General features: G+C 45.0%; 17 protein-coding genes and 2 rRNA genes. 3 read left to right on the top strand and 16 right to left on the bottom strand.

Features of this window, described 5'->3' with window-relative positions; genetic code table 11:
* Nucleotides 1-45: 45 nt before the first annotated feature.
* Nucleotides 46-2,976 (bottom strand): 23S ribosomal RNA (locus MHB41_RS00975).
* A gap of 182 nt (nucleotides 2,977-3,158) precedes the next feature.
* A 16S ribosomal RNA gene (locus MHB41_RS00970) occupies nucleotides 3,159-4,707 on the bottom strand.
* The 16S and 23S rRNA genes sit together here, the layout of an rRNA operon.
* 376 nt (nucleotides 4,708-5,083) lie before the next feature.
* Between MHB41_RS00970 and pdaB the strand changes: the two genes are divergently transcribed.
* Nucleotides 5,084-5,848, top strand: a complete 765-nt coding sequence (gene pdaB / locus MHB41_RS00965; RefSeq protein ID WP_024425619.1) for a polysaccharide deacetylase family sporulation protein PdaB — start codon at nucleotides 5,084-5,086, stop codon at nucleotides 5,846-5,848.
* On the opposite strand, the gene MHB41_RS00960 is transcribed toward pdaB, so the two are convergent.
* Nucleotides 5,841-6,443 carry a KinB-signaling pathway activation protein gene (locus tag MHB41_RS00960; protein ID WP_034283864.1) on the bottom strand — a complete coding sequence of 201 codons (603 nt, stop codon included), beginning with the start codon at nucleotides 6,441-6,443 and terminating at the stop codon, nucleotides 5,841-5,843. The two genes, pdaB and MHB41_RS00960, sit on opposite strands and share 8 nt — an antisense overlap.
* Before the next feature lie 90 nt (nucleotides 6,444-6,533).
* Between MHB41_RS00960 and gerD the strand changes: the two genes are divergently transcribed.
* The gene (gene gerD / locus MHB41_RS00955; RefSeq protein ID WP_024425617.1) at nucleotides 6,534-7,118 is read left to right on the top strand and encodes a spore germination lipoprotein GerD; all 585 of its coding nucleotides are present in this window, start codon (nucleotides 6,534-6,536) and stop codon (nucleotides 7,116-7,118) included.
* Nucleotides 7,119-7,159: 41 nt separating this feature from the next.
* Here gerD and MHB41_RS00950 read toward each other — a convergent pair whose 3' ends face one another.
* From MHB41_RS00950 to MHB41_RS00940, 3 genes are all read right to left on the bottom strand, one after another.
* Nucleotides 7,160-8,218, bottom strand: a complete 1,059-nt coding sequence (locus tag MHB41_RS00950) for an Mrp/NBP35 family ATP-binding protein (RefSeq protein WP_024425873.1) — start codon at nucleotides 8,216-8,218, stop codon at nucleotides 7,160-7,162.
* Between the two features lie 103 nt (nucleotides 8,219-8,321).
* Complete coding sequence (gene cwlD / locus MHB41_RS00945) at nucleotides 8,322-9,035, bottom strand: N-acetylmuramoyl-L-alanine amidase CwlD (protein ID WP_034283867.1); 714 nt, start codon at nucleotides 9,033-9,035, stop codon at nucleotides 8,322-8,324.
* Between the two features lie 58 nt (nucleotides 9,036-9,093).
* Complete coding sequence (locus MHB41_RS00940; protein WP_044333888.1) at nucleotides 9,094-9,537, bottom strand: DUF2521 family protein; 444 nt, start codon at nucleotides 9,535-9,537, stop codon at nucleotides 9,094-9,096.
* Between the two features lie 153 nt (nucleotides 9,538-9,690).
* On the opposite strand from MHB41_RS00940, the gene MHB41_RS00935 reads away from it, so the two are divergent.
* Nucleotides 9,691-10,260 carry a DUF4825 domain-containing protein gene (locus tag MHB41_RS00935; protein ID WP_046314389.1) on the top strand — a complete coding sequence of 190 codons (570 nt, stop codon included), beginning with the start codon at nucleotides 9,691-9,693 and terminating at the stop codon, nucleotides 10,258-10,260.
* A 36-nt stretch (nucleotides 10,261-10,296) separates the two neighbouring features.
* Here MHB41_RS00935 and MHB41_RS00930 read toward each other — a convergent pair whose 3' ends face one another.
* The 10 genes from MHB41_RS00930 to MHB41_RS00885 all read right to left on the bottom strand — a co-directional run bounded on the left by MHB41_RS00930 (nucleotide 10,297) and on the right by MHB41_RS00885 (nucleotide 17,030).
* Entirely contained in the window at nucleotides 10,297-10,605 is a 309-nt protein-coding gene (locus MHB41_RS00930; protein ID WP_340899522.1) for a hypothetical protein, read from the bottom strand.
* The gene (locus MHB41_RS00925) at nucleotides 10,602-11,372 is read right to left on the bottom strand and encodes a serine hydrolase (protein ID WP_340899524.1); all 771 of its coding nucleotides are present in this window, start codon (nucleotides 11,370-11,372) and stop codon (nucleotides 10,602-10,604) included. The genes MHB41_RS00930 and MHB41_RS00925 overlap by 4 nt, the downstream gene beginning before the upstream one ends.
* 108 nt (nucleotides 11,373-11,480) lie before the next feature.
* A complete protein-coding gene (locus MHB41_RS00920) occupies nucleotides 11,481-11,954 on the bottom strand; it encodes a GNAT family N-acetyltransferase (protein WP_041115149.1) in 474 nt (157 codons plus the stop codon).
* 122 nt (nucleotides 11,955-12,076) lie between these two features.
* Nucleotides 12,077-12,601, bottom strand: a complete 525-nt coding sequence (locus tag MHB41_RS00915; protein WP_061110681.1) for a GNAT family protein — start codon at nucleotides 12,599-12,601, stop codon at nucleotides 12,077-12,079.
* A gap of 175 nt (nucleotides 12,602-12,776) precedes the next feature.
* Entirely contained in the window at nucleotides 12,777-13,169 is a 393-nt protein-coding gene (gene rpsI / locus MHB41_RS00910) for a 30S ribosomal protein S9 (protein ID WP_039175996.1), read from the bottom strand.
* A gap of 20 nt (nucleotides 13,170-13,189) precedes the next feature.
* Complete coding sequence (gene rplM, locus MHB41_RS00905; RefSeq protein ID WP_003217042.1) at nucleotides 13,190-13,627, bottom strand: 50S ribosomal protein L13; 438 nt, start codon at nucleotides 13,625-13,627, stop codon at nucleotides 13,190-13,192.
* Between the two features lie 166 nt (nucleotides 13,628-13,793).
* Nucleotides 13,794-14,537, bottom strand: coding sequence for a tRNA pseudouridine(38-40) synthase TruA (gene truA / locus MHB41_RS00900; RefSeq protein ID WP_061110680.1), 744 nt, complete (start codon nucleotides 14,535-14,537; stop codon nucleotides 13,794-13,796).
* A gap of 11 nt (nucleotides 14,538-14,548) precedes the next feature.
* On the bottom strand, nucleotides 14,549-15,346 hold the full coding sequence (locus MHB41_RS00895; RefSeq protein WP_034283880.1) for an energy-coupling factor transporter transmembrane protein EcfT: 798 nt from the start codon (nucleotides 15,344-15,346) through the stop codon (nucleotides 14,549-14,551).
* Entirely contained in the window at nucleotides 15,343-16,212 is an 870-nt protein-coding gene (locus MHB41_RS00890) for an energy-coupling factor ABC transporter ATP-binding protein (protein WP_039175989.1), read from the bottom strand. The genes MHB41_RS00895 and MHB41_RS00890 overlap by 4 nt, the downstream gene beginning before the upstream one ends.
* Nucleotides 16,188-17,030 carry an energy-coupling factor ABC transporter ATP-binding protein gene (locus MHB41_RS00885; RefSeq protein ID WP_340899527.1) on the bottom strand — a complete coding sequence of 281 codons (843 nt, stop codon included), beginning with the start codon at nucleotides 17,028-17,030 and terminating at the stop codon, nucleotides 16,188-16,190. The genes MHB41_RS00890 and MHB41_RS00885 overlap by 25 nt, the downstream gene beginning before the upstream one ends.
* Between the last annotated feature and the right edge of the window lie 43 nt (nucleotides 17,031-17,073).

The following is a 17,073-nucleotide window of genomic DNA, read 5'->3' as shown; positions in this document are numbered from 1 at the left end:
TTCTCTCAAAACTAGATAACAATGTTCATGCTTCACATTAGAATATAGGTTAAGTCCTCGATCTATTAGTATCTGTCAGCTCCACGTGTCACCACGCTTCCACCTCAGACCTATCAACCTGATCATCTTTCAGGGATCTTACTTCCTTGCGGAATGGGAAATCTCATCTTGAGGGGGGCTTCATGCTTAGATGCTTTCAGCACTTATCCCGTCCGCACATAGCTACCCAGCGATGCCCTTGGCAGAACAACTGGTACACCAGCGGTGCGTCCATCCCGGTCCTCTCGTACTAAGGACAGCTCCTCTCAAATTTCCTGCGCCCGCGACGGATAGGGACCGAACTGTCTCACGACGTTCTGAACCCAGCTCGCGTACCGCTTTAATGGGCGAACAGCCCAACCCTTGGGACCGACTACAGCCCCAGGATGCGATGAGCCGACATCGAGGTGCCAAACCTCCCCGTCGATGTGGACTCTTGGGGGAGATAAGCCTGTTATCCCCGGGGTAGCTTTTATCCGTTGAGCGATGGCCCTTCCATGCGGAACCACCGGATCACTAAGCCCGACTTTCGTCCCTGCTCGACTTGTAGGTCTCGCAGTCAAGCTCCCTTGTGCCTTTACACTCTGCGAATGATTTCCAACCATTCTGAGGGAACCTTTGGGCGCCTCCGTTACATTTTAGGAGGCGACCGCCCCAGTCAAACTGCCCACCTGACACTGTCTCCCTGCCCGATAAGGGCAGCGGGTTAGAAGGTCAATACAGCCAGGGTAGTATCCCACCGATGCCTCCACCGAAGCTAGCGCTCCGGTTTCCAAGGCTCCTACCTATCCTGTACAAGCTGTACCAACATTCAATATCAGGCTGCAGTAAAGCTCCACGGGGTCTTTCCGTCCTGTCGCGGGTAACCTGCATCTTCACAGGTACTATAATTTCACCGAGTCTCTCGTTGAGACAGTGCCCAGATCGTTGCGCCTTTCGTGCGGGTCGGAACTTACCCGACAAGGAATTTCGCTACCTTAGGACCGTTATAGTTACGGCCGCCGTTTACTGGGGCTTCAATTCGCACCTTCGCTTACGCTAAGCGCTCCTCTTAACCTTCCAGCACCGGGCAGGCGTCAGCCCCTATACTTCGCCTTACGGCTTCGCAGAGACCTGTGTTTTTGCTAAACAGTCGCCTGGGCCTATTCACTGCGGCTTCTCGGGGCTTTAACACCCTAAGAAGCACCCCTTCTCCCGAAGTTACGGGGTCATTTTGCCGAGTTCCTTAACGAGAGTTCTCTCGATCACCTTAGGATTCTCTCCTCGCCTACCTGTGTCGGTTTGCGGTACGGGCACCTCTCACCTCGCTAGAGGCTTTTCTTGGCAGTGTGGAATCAGGAACTTCGCTACTAAATTTCGCTCGCCATCACAGCTCAGCCTTTACGGGAAACGGATTTGCCTATTTCCCAGCCTAACTGCTTGGACGCGGATATCCAATACCGCGCTTACCCTATCCTCCTGCGTCCCCCCATTGCTCAAATGGTGAGGAGGTGGTACAGGAATATCAACCTGTTGTCCATCGCCTACGCCTTTCGGCCTCGGCTTAGGTCCCGACTAACCCTGAGCGGACGAGCCTTCCTCAGGAAACCTTAGGCATTCGGTGGACGGGATTCTCACCCGTCTTTCGCTACTCATACCGGCATTCTCACTTCTAAGCGCTCCACCAGTCCTTCCGGTCTGGCTTCACAGCCCTTAGAACGCTCTCCTACCACTGTTCGTAAGAACAGTCCGCAGCTTCGGTGATACGTTTAGCCCCGGTACATTTTCGGCGCAGAGTCACTCGACCAGTGAGCTATTACGCACTCTTTAAATGGTGGCTGCTTCTAAGCCAACATCCTGGTTGTCTAAGCAACTCCACATCCTTTTCCACTTAACGTATACTTTGGGACCTTAGCTGGCGGTCTGGGCTGTTTCCCTTTCGACTACGGATCTTATCACTCGCAGTCTGACTCCCAAGGATAAGTCATCGGCATTCGGAGTTTGACTGAATTCGGTAACCCGGTAGGGGCCCCTAGTCCAATCAGTGCTCTACCTCCGAGACTCTTACCTTGAGGCTAGCCCTAAAGCTATTTCGGAGAGAACCAGCTATCTCCAGGTTCGATTGGCATTTCACCCCTACCCACACCTCATCCCCGCACTTTTCAACGTGCGTGGGTTCGGGCCTCCATTCAGTGTTACCTGAACTTCACCCTGGACATGGGTAGATCACCTGGTTTCGGGTCTACGACCACGTACTCATGCGCCCTATTCAGACTCGCTTTCGCTGCGGCTCCGCATCTTCTGCTTAACCTTGCACGGGATCGTAACTCGCCGGTTCATTCTACAAAAGGCACGCCATCACCCGTTAACGGGCTCTGACTACTTGTAGGCACACGGTTTCAGGATCTATTTCACTCCCCTTCCGGGGTGCTTTTCACCTTTCCCTCACGGTACTGGTTCACTATCGGTCACTAGGGAGTATTTAGCCTTGGGAGATGGTCCTCCCGGATTCCGACGGAATTTCACGTGTTCCGCCGTACTCAGGATCCACTCTGGAGAGAACGACATTTCAGTTACAGGGCTGTTACCTTCTTTGGCGGGCCTTTCCAGACCTCTTCGCTTATATCGTTCCTTTGTAACTCCGTATAGAGTGTCCTACAACCCCAAGAGGCAAGCCTCTTGGTTTGGGCTGTTCCCGTTTCGCTCGCCGCTACTCAGGGAATCGCATTTGCTTTCTCTTCCTCCGGGTACTTAGATGTTTCAGTTCCCCGGGTATGCCTTCTCATACTCTATGTATTCAAGTATGGATACTACTCCATTACGAGCAGTGGGTTTCCCCATTCGGAAATCTCCGGATCAAAGCTTGCTTACAGCTCCCCGAAGCATATCGGTGTTCGTCCCGTCCTTCATCGGCTCCTAGTGCCAAGGCATCCACCGTGCGCCCTTTCTAACTTAACCATTTCTTACTTTAGAAAGAATCACTATGTGTGATGAACTTTGCATTGCATTCAATGTGAATGTATTACTTATTGTTATCTAGTTTTCAAAGAACAATCCTGTCTCGCTAGAGACATGTTTTGAAGGAATGATCCTTCAAAACTAAACAAGACGAAAACGTACGCTGCTCCATATATCCTTAGAAAGGAGGTGATCCAGCCGCACCTTCCGATACGGCTACCTTGTTACGACTTCACCCCAATCATCTGCCCCACCTTCGGCGGCTGGCTCCATAAAGGTTACCTCACCGACTTCGGGTGTTGCAAACTCTCGTGGTGTGACGGGCGGTGTGTACAAGGCCCGGGAACGTATTCACCGCGGCATGCTGATCCGCGATTACTAGCGATTCCAGCTTCACGCAGTCGAGTTGCAGACTGCGATCCGAACTGAGAACAGATTTATGGGATTGGCTAAACCTTGCGGTCTTGCAGCCCTTTGTTCTGTCCATTGTAGCACGTGTGTAGCCCAGGTCATAAGGGGCATGATGATTTGACGTCATCCCCACCTTCCTCCGGTTTGTCACCGGCAGTCACCTTAGAGTGCCCAACTGAATGCTGGCAACTAAGATCAAGGGTTGCGCTCGTTGCGGGACTTAACCCAACATCTCACGACACGAGCTGACGACAACCATGCACCACCTGTCACTCTGTCCCCGAAGGGAAAGCCCTATCTCTAGGGTTGTCAGAGGATGTCAAGACCTGGTAAGGTTCTTCGCGTTGCTTCGAATTAAACCACATGCTCCACCGCTTGTGCGGGCCCCCGTCAATTCCTTTGAGTTTCAGTCTTGCGACCGTACTCCCCAGGCGGAGTGCTTAATGCGTTAGCTGCAGCACTAAGGGGCGGAAACCCCCTAACACTTAGCACTCATCGTTTACGGCGTGGACTACCAGGGTATCTAATCCTGTTCGCTCCCCACGCTTTCGCTCCTCAGCGTCAGTTACAGACCAGAGAGTCGCCTTCGCCACTGGTGTTCCTCCACATCTCTACGCATTTCACCGCTACACGTGGAATTCCACTCTCCTCTTCTGCACTCAAGTTTCCCAGTTTCCAATGACCCTCCCCGGTTGAGCCGGGGGCTTTCACATCAGACTTAAGAAACCGCCTGCGAGCCCTTTACGCCCAATAATTCCGGACAACGCTTGCCACCTACGTATTACCGCGGCTGCTGGCACGTAGTTAGCCGTGGCTTTCTGGTTAGGTACCGTCAAGGTGCGAGCAGTTACTCTCGCACTTGTTCTTCCCTAACAACAGAGCTTTACGATCCGAAAACCTTCATCACTCACGCGGCGTTGCTCCGTCAGACTTTCGTCCATTGCGGAAGATTCCCTACTGCTGCCTCCCGTAGGAGTCTGGGCCGTGTCTCAGTCCCAGTGTGGCCGATCACCCTCTCAGGTCGGCTACGCATCGTCGCCTTGGTGAGCCATTACCCCACCAACTAGCTAATGCGCCGCGGGTCCATCTGTAAGTGACAGCCGAAACCGTCTTTCATCCTTGAACCATGCGGTTCAAGGAACTATCCGGTATTAGCTCCGGTTTCCCGGAGTTATCCCAGTCTTACAGGCAGGTTACCCACGTGTTACTCACCCGTCCGCCGCTAACATCCGGGAGCAAGCTCCCTTCTGTCCGCTCGACTTGCATGTATTAGGCACGCCGCCAGCGTTCGTCCTGAGCCAGGATCAAACTCTCCGAAAAAATACAAAACCGAAGTTTTGCTTTTCGCCAGTTTGACTGACTACCTATGAAGTATCATAGGATTTTTTTATAAAAACTCGAATTAACAGGTACGTTTTGTCTTGTTTAGTTTTCAAAGATCATCTCCGCCGTTCTTAGCGGCTTTAATAATATAACATTTCGCTTCATCTTATGTCAACAACTTTTTTCAAGTTTATTTCCCGAAGCGTTTTGTGTTTGTCACTGTGTGTCAGCGACGATTAATAATATATCACGAAAACATTCTATCGGTCAACGCCTTTTCGAAACTTTTTTTGAAATAGTTTTATTAAGCATCTTAAACCCTTGTCCTGCATACAATCAAGTAACAATCTTGGACAAGGCAGGAGTGTTTGAATTGAGTCGATTATATGTGTTGCCTATTAAACGGCTGAAGCAAGTTGTCATTATTCTTGTAGCAGCCCTTGCAGCTGCAACCTTTTTTTATGTACAAAAGGCACCGCCGCTGTCGGTATTTAAAACTGAACATGGACCCCGAGCCATTTATAAAGGAGAGACTTCATCAAAACATGTCTCTCTCACTTTTAATATTGGCTGGGGGGATGAGAAGGCTGTTCCTATTTTAAATGTCCTTCGAGAGTACGGTATAAAGAACGCCACTTTCTTTCTGTCTGCTTCTTGGGCTGAGCGTCATCCTGATATCGTGAAACAAATTAGGGAGGACGGCCATCAAATTGGAAGCCTCGGCTATGCTTATAAAAATTATAGCCAGCTTGAAGATAGTGAAATCAAGCAAGATCTTGTCCGTGCACAAAATACATTTCAAAAGCTTGGACTAGATGACATTCAACTATTAAGACCGCCAACTGGACAGTTTAACGAAACAGCACTGAAAATTGCCACACAGTACGGTTATACCGTTGTTCATTACAGCATCAATTCACAGGATTGGCTGAATCCGGGTGTCGACCAAATTGTTCAAAATGTAAATGATCGAATGAAAAGCGGAGACATTGTTCTCCTTCACGCCTCAGATTCAGCAACCCAAACCGCTCAAGCCTTACCAGCTATTTTGAAACAAATAAAAGAAAAGCATTTAAAAAATGTGACGGTTGGCGAACTGATCTCCAACACGAAAACAAAGTCATCAGAAGTTAAGTAGCTTTCGCTTTTGAAAACCGCGGCATCGCTAACAGCTGAAACGCATTACAGCCTAATAGCGGGAACAGCATTAAATACAGCCAGTCCTCTTCATTGACTCTGAGCGCCGGGAACCATTCTAACGACGTGATGACAACCATGAGAAACATTGCAGAAACAAATGTTTTCTTAGAGGACTGCTGCTGTTTAAAATAAGCCACGATCAATGCAAACACACCGATAAAAACAGGCAGCCACAAGTATGGAAGAAATGAATCATTCTCCCCGAAAAACAAAAATCGCAAGTAAGCTAAATCAAACAGCACAAAAATCACAAGAAACAGCTGAATGGTATTCCATAAAGAATGTGACCGGAAAATCTCTAACGCAAACCGGTGCACCGTCAAGAAGACAACAAACCCCATCTGGCTAATGACACTAAAGATCATCCCTACACCAATGAACCAAAACAACACAGATGCGATCTCTAGAATTTCAAACGATATAAAAAGCTTCTGATATTTCCCCCACTCCAGCGCAAAGCCTACCACGCTTGTAATGACCGCTCCAACAGCTAGCACAGAGAAGAAAAAACGAACTAAATCCCGACTTTTCATTGAATTGATCCAACCCCTATTTTTGTTATGTATAAATTTACGTGAAACATTCATATTAAAAGTAAGACATGTAACGAAAGGAGCCACAGTATGTCAAAAGGCATCTTGCGTATAATGAGCTGTTTTCTTCTTTTATCTCTAACAGCTTGTGCTCCCAAAACCCAATCCTCATCTAATATGGACTATGACGAAACAAAAAAAATGGTCGTCGATATATTAAAGACAGATGACGGTAAAAAGGCCATTCAACAGTTATTAAATGACGAGGCAATGAATGAAGCTTTGGTAATGGATGAACAAACTGTGAAAAAAACGATAGAGAAAACACTGACTTCTGATAAAGGCAAAGAGTTCTGGAAGAAGGTCTTTGAGGATTCTAAATTTGCCGAGACTTTCGCAAAATCCATGCAGCAACAGCATGAAAGAATGTTAAAACAGCTAATGAAGGATCCTGACTATCAACAGCTGATGATGGATATTCTCAAGGATCCTGAGATGGAAAAGAAATACGGTGAATTGGTAAAAAGCAAAGAGTTTAGAAAACACTTAGAAAAAGTCATTACGGAAACATTAAGCAGCCCTCTTTATAAGAAGAAATTCGAAGATGAGCTCAAAAAGGCAGCATCCGAGAGCGGCAGTGATTCCGGCTCGAAAGATAGCGAAGGAAGCGATTAGTTAAACATCACCCGAGTGGCATTCATCCACTCGGGCTTTCATTATGCTTTCACTGCTAATTGTTCAATGACTTTATTCGCAATGTGTTGATACACTTCTCCTGTCGGATGACTTGCATCATAGACAGAAGGCGCAAAATCATCCTCATTCCAATCAGGCTGTCTTAAAGGAATTTGGCCAAGGACTGATACACGCAGCTCTTCAGCCAGCTTGTCCCCGCCGCCTTTTCCAAAGACGTATTCCTTTTCACCTGTTTTTTTGCTTTCATAATAGCTCATATTCTCAACGACCCCGAGCACCTCATGATCTGTTTGCAGTGCCATTGCGCCTGCTCTTGCTGCAACGAAGGCAGCTGTCGGATGCGGTGTAGTGACAATGATTTCTTTACAGCTAGGCAGCATTGTATGAATATCAAGCGCCACATCTCCCGTTCCAGGCGGAAGGTCTAATAGTAAGTAATCTAATTCTCCCCACTCAACTTCATGGAAGAAGTTATTTAACATTTTTCCAAGCATCGGTCCTCTCCAAATAACCGGTGCATTTTCTTCAACAAAAAAGCCCATTGAAATCACTTTGACACCAAAGCGCTCCACAGGAATAATTTTTTCCCCTTTAACTGTTGGTCTGACAGTGATTCCCATCATATCCGGTACACTAAAGCCATAAATATCAGCATCAATCAGCCCGACTTTTTTCCCTAGACGAGCCAGCGCTACAGCAAGGTTAACAGAAACAGTCGATTTACCAACGCCGCCCTTTCCACTCGCAATCGCTAAGAACTCAGGCGGATTTTTAGAGTTAAGCAGAGTTTCTTCCTCATCTTGTGATGGCATAAACTTTTCAAGTGTTTCCTGAGGCAGTTCCTCAAAACGAAGTCCTACTGTGTTAGCACCTGCTGCTTTCAAGGCTTGTACGATGTCTTGCTGCAGCTTCATCTGCTCAGCAGTGCCTGTTTTAGCAATGGCCACCTTTAGGCTCACATGCTCTTTCTCAGGCTTTAGGCTGATTTCCTTGATGGCATCCAGCTCACCAAGCGGTATATGAAGGAAAGGTTCGTCCATCTTCCCAACTAGTTTTCTCACATCATCTTGTCCGATCATAGCAGAACCTCACCCTTTATTGAATTCGTTTACAATCCAAGTATATCATACATATCCTTACAATGTCTGTCCTGTTTGCCTGCGATCAAAAGGAAAAAGCCCCTTATTCAGGAGGCTCTTTTTGCTCTGTTAAATATCTTAAAATCCCTTTATAAATAGAGGCAGCAATTTGATCCTGATATTTAGGTGTTGCCAGCTGGCCAGCCTCTTTCGGGTTGGAGAGAAATCCAATTTCCACAAGAGCTCCTGGCTTTGTGACATTTTGCATTAAATAAATGCCATTAATCCGCTTCGCCTTTCGATCCGTGTTTTCAAGATTTCTGCGTAATTCATCTTGAATAAACTTCGCTGCCTTTTCATTCTCTTCATACTTTCCATAAAAAAACGTCTGAGCCCCGCTCCATTTGTTTGATGGTATCGCATTTAAATGAATGCTTAAATAGAGATCCGCTTCAGATTCATTGATGACTTTGACGCGGTTCCTTAAATCCTCCGCTTTCTTTCTGGCATATCCCCTTGTATTCTTTGATGATAAATCAGAATCATCCTCTCGGGTCATGAGAACAAGCGCTCCCTGCTCCTGCAAATAGTCACGTATCTTCATGGATACATCCAGTGCAATCTCTTTCTCAAGCAGTTCTCCTCCTACAGCCCCTCCATCTGGACCGCCGTGACCCGGATCTAAATAGATGATCTTCCCGCTTAGAGGCAAATTCCACGATTTCCATGAATCATCATTTAGAAATTGAAACCTGAATAAGAATAAGAGGACAATAAACCCAATTAAAAACCCTGTCCACTTCAGCTTTCTTTTCATCCCTGTCCCTCCCATACACCATTATTTTATAGATATGGGACAAGGACTGGAAATATGCTTAGTGCAGCCGAAGCTTGTGTCTTTTTTCTGATTCACGAAAGCCTTCCTGCCACCACATGCTTAAAAAATCCTTCGCAAATGGATATAAACATGACATCTTCCGCTCCATACGGAACATATTCCCCCACGATTGCAAGCACCCTGCGAGCTCTTCAATCAGCTCAGCTTCCTCCTGGGAGGACCGCTTTTTGATATCGTCGAATGATTCGCCGTATTTACTCGACTCACCGTATCTCCCGCCAGCTAAGAAAGCTTCAATGGCGAAATCGATGCAGCCATCACTCATTATACCGGCTGGATCATCTGCAAATGGAAACAGCTTCTTTGTGAATTTCTCAGAAGCGGCCGTTACTTGTTGAAGAGACAATGTACGCAAAAGCTTCTTTTCAAGCGTGACATCTCGTTTTGTTTTTAGTTGATAAAATGAAAGCACTTCTGCCATGGACTGAACTCCTTTTTTCTTTGTATTGTTCGTTGGTTTGAACAAAACATGCAGTTCAGTAAATGGAAATGACGGTCAGTGAACGATCGGAATGGAAAATTGTGATAAAATAGATATTTACATATAGAAAGAAACAATAAAGGGGCAAAATCAATGAAGAAATGGATGTATATCCTGCTGCTATTAACTGTCGTCTTATCTGCATGCAGCAGTCAAGCCGCAGAGAAAAAGAGCGGTATAAAAGGAATAGAAGACATATCCTTAAAACAACTTTCAACACACAAAAACACGTATCTCGGTGACAATTCAGCCATTCGTGAAATCTTATCAGATCTTCCTGGAGGCGTAATACGTGAATTTGAAATCATCGATGGGAAAGCATTAGACGTCACGTATGGAGTAAAAGAAAATGCAGGCTATACAGAAGAACAGTTTGACGCCTTCTGGTTTGATCAAAAGGATACGATCGAAAAAACGTATTTATACAACGCCATCGCACTTTTTATTCTTGTCGATAACGTAGAGCAAGTGACACTTAACATGAGCTCGAAAGACGAGCCGTCCGTCACGTTTAAAAGAAAACAGATAGAAAAAAAACTCCCTCACCCTTTTAAAAAGTACAAAGACGATACAACACTTTGGCAAAAGGAACTGGTTGATGGAGTTGTGAAGTCAAAAGAGAAACGCCAAGATGTATACAAAACGTTTCCAATGCAGAAATAATAAAACAGAGGGGTGTTTCCCTCTGTTTTTTAATGTTTATGTAGTGAAAGCCTGTATCAATCGTTGTCGAAAGTTTTGATCCACTGCTGCAGTAAGCATAAATTCGTTGAATACTCCCCCAATCCAGTGAGAATTGTTCGCTTTCAGATCATTGATAAAAAGAGAAATGGATATAGAAGATGTATCTGTTCTTCGATATAAAGCACCTGTGAAAACGAACAATGTTGCTCCGCCTTTATACCAAAGATATTGATCTGTTTCCTTTTTCAATGTTTCTCCCAGTACGATTTGGCTAAAAAGACTCTTTTCTTCTATTGTTAACAGCTCATCCTGGAGACGTTTCATAAATTGTGCATATTGATTGTAGACTTTGTCAGCTTTTGCGTCAGTAATGATTGTATACGCCAGCCTAATAAGTTCTTTTTTTTCATTTTTTCTTCTAACGCCTTTTTATACTCTGGGTCATTTTTCATGATATTAAAAATCTCATTCATTAGAGATTTGTATTGTTCTTCGGATACACCGCTCATTTTCTTGAATGCATCCCGCCGACGATCAGATACATAAGCGGACCACAAAATCATTGGCGTCAGCGGCATGAGTTCATCATGTTCTGTAAGACCTGCTTGTTTCATCTGATCATTGATCTTTTCTAAGCCCAGCCGGTCAATCAAATAATCCGTACAAGCATTCGAACTGAATTGCATCATCCCTTTGGCAACATCTAATAAAGCCGCATGCTCAGAAAAATCATTGACCTCCAGCCAGTACGCGTGCGCACCACCGTCTGTTCTATCAATATAAAACCGCTCTATATCAGACAATGCCACTTTTTCCTCTAGCTTGATGGCGCCGCTCGATACAGCTTTAACAAAATGAAATAAAACTACTAATTTCACCGTACTTGCAAGTGGTGTTTTTTGATCAGCATTCCATTCTAACACCACATCATCATTTTCAATGATTGTCACTGAAACATCCTTTTTGTTTTTTGCGACAAATGTCAAAAGATCTTCCTTCGTTTTCTTCATATCTCTTTTATACAGCAAGACTTGAACCACCACGTAAAGTATGACCACACCTATGACAACTAGACCGATTTTGAGTAACATGTTTCTCCTTTCCAAATAACAGAGGATTTATATATTAAATATAGCAAATATTCCTAATAAAGGCACAAAAAAGGCAGAGGTACGTGAATCCTCCGCTTCTTGATATCCTTATTCATGAGGCAAATGCAGCTTCATTCCTTCATGAGTGGCTTCAAATCCTAATTTCTCATAAAAATGGCGTGCTTCTGGCCTCTGTTTATCTGTTGTCAGTTGAATTATATGACAGCCGCGGTCGCTTGCGCGTTGAATGGCCCACTTTATAAGCAGCGAACCGACTCCTTTTCCTCTATGACTCGAAGCCGTACGAACTCCTTCGATGGATGCTCTCCATCCCCCTTGATGTGTAAGAAATGGCGTCATGGTTAACTGAAGAACACCAACTGCTTCTTCCTGGTCACACGCAACAATGAGTTCAATATTTGGATCAGCATCGATTGAACGAAAGGCTTTGATATAACTTTCTAATAATGGGCGAGTGTAACGCTCTCTCTTTTGACCTAACTTATCATCTGAAAGCATGAAGACGATTTTGTCGAGGTCTTCTTGCACGGCTTCTCTCAATGTCAATTGATTTAAATTCAATGAAAGCACCTCCTATGATGGATGGAAGATTGTTTTCACTTACCAAAATACCAGTTAAGAGTGTTCATATAAGATTTGATCAGCTGCTTTTTCATCAAAGTATTTCATACCATGAAAACTGATCAAGCCCTCTTCACGAACCATTCCTCTTGTAAGATGGCATAGTAAAACTCATCCCACCACTCATTTCCTTGTGGTATACATTTTTTAAAATACCCCTCTCTCCTCATCTCCAATTTCTCCATCACTCTCCACGATGACACATTTTCAGGCTGACAAGTCGCAATGATTCGATGTAAATTCATTGTGTGAAAACCATGATGCAGAACGGCATAAGCCGCTTCTGATGCATAGCCCTTGTTTTGATAGGCAGGATTGAAAACCCAGCCAATTTCATATGTGTGCTCACCAAAGTAAGGATGAAACACGATATGCCCGATACATGTATGATCTTCTTTTAAAAGGACAGCAACATACTTAGCATCTTCATGACAATTATTTTTGACAAATTCCTTCGCATCTTCTTTAGAAAATACATCTTCCGGAATATACTTCATCACCGTCTCATTAGATGTATATGCATAGACATCCTGCCAATCATCCTCAGCAAATGATCGAATGATACACCTTTCTGTTGTTAGATTCATATGACACCCTCCATAGACTTCGTTTTTTAAATAGAAACCTTGCTATGATCCTATTTTATATGTTTCCAAACAGAAAAAAACACAAATAAAAAAGCACCAGCAGGATGCTGATGCTTTTTTTATAAGGTTTGTCTGTAACAAACCTTTGTAAAACGTCCATACAATATAAAATTGATTAACGTTTTGAGAACTGAGGTGCGCGACGTGCGCCTTTAAGACCGTATTTCTTACGCTCTTTCATACGTGGGTCACGAGTAAGAAGTCCAGCACGTTTAAGTGATGTACGGTACTCAGGATCTACTTCTAGAAGAGCACGAGAGATACCGTGACGAATTGCTCCAGCTTGACCAGAGAATCCACCACCGTGAACATTTACAAGAACATCGTAGCTGTTAGCTGTTTCTGTGATGTTCAAAGGCTGTTTCACGTCTTCGATTAAAGCAGCGAATGGAATGTATTCAGTAATTTCACGATTATTAACGACGATACGGCCTTCACCTGGAACTAAGCGAACGCGCGCTACAGAACTTTTACGACGACCTGTACCGTAATATTGAACCTGTGCCAAATTGTTAACCTCCCTTATAATTAACCGCGAAGTTCGTAAACTTCAGGTTGTTGTGCTTGATGTGGATGCTCAGAACCACGGTACACATTTAATTTTTTGAACATTTGACGACCTAGTGGACCCTTTGGAAGCATACCTTTGATAGCAAGCTCCAGCATTTTTTCAGGGTAGTTTGTACGCATCTCAAGAGCAGTTCTTTGTTTCAAACCACCTGGGTGCATCGTGTGACGGTAGTAAATTTTGTCCGTCAATTTCTTACCTGTTAATTCAATTTTCTCAGCATTGATGATGATGACGTGATCACCTGTATCAACGTGTGGTGTATAAGTTGGTTTGTGCTTACCGCGCAAAAGTGATGCTACTTCAGTAGAAAGACGACCTAGAGTCTTGCCTGCCGCATCAACAACTAGCCATTTGCGCTCAATTGTGCTTGCGTTCGCCATTGGTGTTGTACGCATGAGTTTCCCTCCTAAATAAATCAATGAATTTTCCTTGAATCAAATGCTACGTTCTATTTCAAAACACAAGATAAGTCTTCCGGGGCTTATTTGTGGGGTTGAAATACATACCATATGATATCTTATAACTTTCTGCTTCCTGTGTCAAGAACATGTTACACCTGGTTTAGTTGTCATAGAAAACTTCCCATAAATACAGTCCGTGACTAGGCGCAGTCTTGCCTGCCGCTTCGCGATTTCGGGCGGCAAGCATAGCTTTTATCTCCTCAGGGTGAAATTTACCAGAACCGATTTCAAGCAACGTTCCAGCGATAATCCGCACCATGTTGTATAAAAAGCCATTCCCTCTCACACGCATTTCAAGCCCACCTGAGACGTTTTTCCACTCAAGGGCATAAATAACCCTCACCTTGTCCTGAACCTCCGTATTGGCCGCACAGAAGCTTGTAAAGTCATGCGTCCCAATCAGGTGCTCAGCGGCTTCTCTCATTTTATCGATATCCAGCCGGTAAGGATAGTGGCAGGCATACTGTCTCGTGAACACATTTTGGTGTGTTTCCGTTGAGACCTTATAACGGTACTCCTTCGAAACAACACCAAATCTGGCATGAAACGAGTCATCGACCTCCTCAGCCTTTAGAACACGGATATCATCCGGCAGCAAGCTGTTAAGGGCAAAAGGCCATCTCTCCATCGGGATCGAGAGCGGGGTGTCAAAATGGATGACCTGTCCCTTTGCATGGACACCGCTGTCCGTCCGGCCGGAAGCCACAATCGGAATCAGTTCATCCTGTTTGTGCATTCTTGCAAGGGCTGACTCTATCTCCGTCTGAACGGTTCGCTGCCCTGGCTGCACCTGATAGCCTTTAAAATGTGTCCCATCGTAGGATACGGTACATTTGACCTTCATCTAGGAATCACCTAATTTCTAAGCAGCACAAGGAGTGCTGTTAACAGGATGAATAAAAGCAGCGTGAACGTGTCCTTCATGCCCCAGACAAGCTGACGGTACTTCGTCCGTCCTTCTCCCCCGCGGTAGCCTCTCGCTTCCATCGCGGTCGCCAGTTCTTCTGCACGCTTAAACGCACTGACGAAAAGCGGAACAAGCAAAGGAACGATGGCTTTCATGCGATCCTTTAAAGGCCCGCTTGTAAAATCAACACCTCGTGCCATTTGTGCCTTCATGATTTTATCCGTCTCTTCTAATAACGTCGGAATAAACCGAAGAGAGATGGACATCATGAGAGCAAGCTCATGAACAGGCAGTTTGATTTTACGGAATGGGTGCAGAAGCTTCTCCATCCCGTCTGTCACTTCTATAGGCGTTGTGGTTAACGTAAGAAGTGTCGTCATCATGATGAGATAGACAAAACGGAGTGAAATGAATATTCCTTGCTTTAAACCTTCTTCATAAATATTCAGAAAACCAAAGTGGAATAGCAAGGCGCCATCCTTTGTCATGAAAATATGCAGAATAAAGGTAAACAGGACAATCCATAGGATCGGCTTCATTCCCTTGAGAATAAAGTATAGCGGCACCTGAGAAACCATCACCACAAGGATGGTAAAGACACCTAAAAGCCCGTAAGTGATGTAATTATTAGCAAAAAAAACAATAAAGACAAAAAAGAAAATTGATAACAGCTTTGTCCTTGGATCAAGACGATGGACAAAGGATGAACCTGGCACATATTTGCCGATAATCATACTATCCATCATGATGTCGTGTCCTCCTGATAAAGAGCTGTTAAGGCTTCTGCCATTTCATCCATGGTCAGAAGCGGCCTTGGAAACGTAATACCAAGCTTTTCTTCTACAGTCTGCTGGAATTTAATCGTTTCTGGGAGGTCGAGACCAAACGAAGACATGTCTGTACGATTGGCAAACAACTCTCTCGGCGTGCCTGTCGCCTTCACTGTCCCTTTATGCATCACAATCATTTGATCCGCATAATGAGCGGCATCTTCCATACTGTGTGTGACCAGAATCGTGGTGAGGTTTGCCTTTTGATGAAGGTCATAGAACATGTCCATGATTTCCTTCCGCCCGCGTGGATCCAGCCCAGCAGTCGGCTCATCAAGCACAAGCACTTCTGGCTCCATCGCTAAAACGCCTGCAATCGCCACACGTCTCATTTGACCACCGCTTAGTTCAAAGGGAGATCGAGATAATAGGGACTCAGGAAGACCAACCAGTTTCAGCATCTCCTTCGCCTTCGCTTCTGCCTTCTCTTGAGGAACACCGAAGTTCATCGGGCCAAAGCAGATATCCTTGAGGATGGTTTCCTCAAAGAGCTGATGCTCAGGAAACTGAAACACGATGCCTACCTTTTTCCGGAGGGGTTTCATATCCTTCTGCTTTTTATTGGCTTGTAAAACTGTCTCTCCAAGCGCAATGCTCCCCTTCGTTGGTTTGAGCAATCCATTTAAATGCTGCAGCAATGTAGACTTACCAGAGCCCGTATGACCAATGACAGCGACATAGCTGCCCTCTTTGATGGAAGCATTGACATCATACAAAGCGAGACGCTCAAACGGCGTTTTCATTTGATAACGATGCTCTAATTCTTTGATCGTAATGTCCATAGCTCTTTCACCAATCCTTCTTGTGTCAAATGGGCATTTGCAAGCGGCACACCTTGCTGCTTCAATTGCTTGCTCAATCGATAGGAAAATGGCAGATCAAGTCCAATCTGAACCAGCTGTTCATCTAGTTCAAATACTTCCTCTGGCGTTCCCTCGGCAAATTTCTTCCCGCCATTCATCACAATGACGCGGTCTGCTTTGGCAGCCTCGTCTAAATCATGTGTGATGGAAATGACTGTGACCGTTCCTTGTTCCTTCAGTAGTCTAACAGTCTCTAACACTTCTTCACGGCCAATCGGATCAAGCATTGATGTTGCTTCATCCAAGATCATGATGTCAGGGCTTGCGGCAAGCACACCTGCAATGGCGACTCTCTGCTTCTGCCCGCCTGATAGATGGTGCGGCTCTTGATCAAGAAACTCCTGCATATTGACCTGTTTGACAGCCCAATCTAAACGTTCTATCATCAATTCCCGCTCAACCCCGTTATTTTCTAAACCAAAAGCCACATCATCACGAACCGTTGAGCCCACAAATTGGTTATCTGGGTTTTGAAAGACCATTCCGACCTTTTTGCGAATATCCCACACACTTTCTTCTTTAAGCTCAATCTCTCCAACCTTGACCGTACCAGCATCCGGTAAAATGAGCCCATTCAGCACACGGGCAAGTGTGGATTTACCTGAACCGTTATGACCAACAATGGCGAGCCATTCATTTTGATTCACATGCAGTGACACTTGATCTAAAGCGGGCTTGTCCACATCCTTGTGATAACGAAATACAATGTCCTTTACGTCAATTAATGTCTTCCCCATCTCTACCGGACCTCCTCTCAGCTCAACCTCTTCTTTGCTTATT

The sequence above is a fragment of the Bacillus sp. FSL H7-0578 genome (genome assembly GCF_038630855.1).
Lineage (GTDB): Bacteria > Bacillota > Bacilli > Bacillales > Bacillaceae > Bacillus > Bacillus safensis.
The sequence above is the reverse complement of the archived record's forward strand: the minus strand, read 5'-3'. Positions and strand labels throughout refer to the sequence as shown.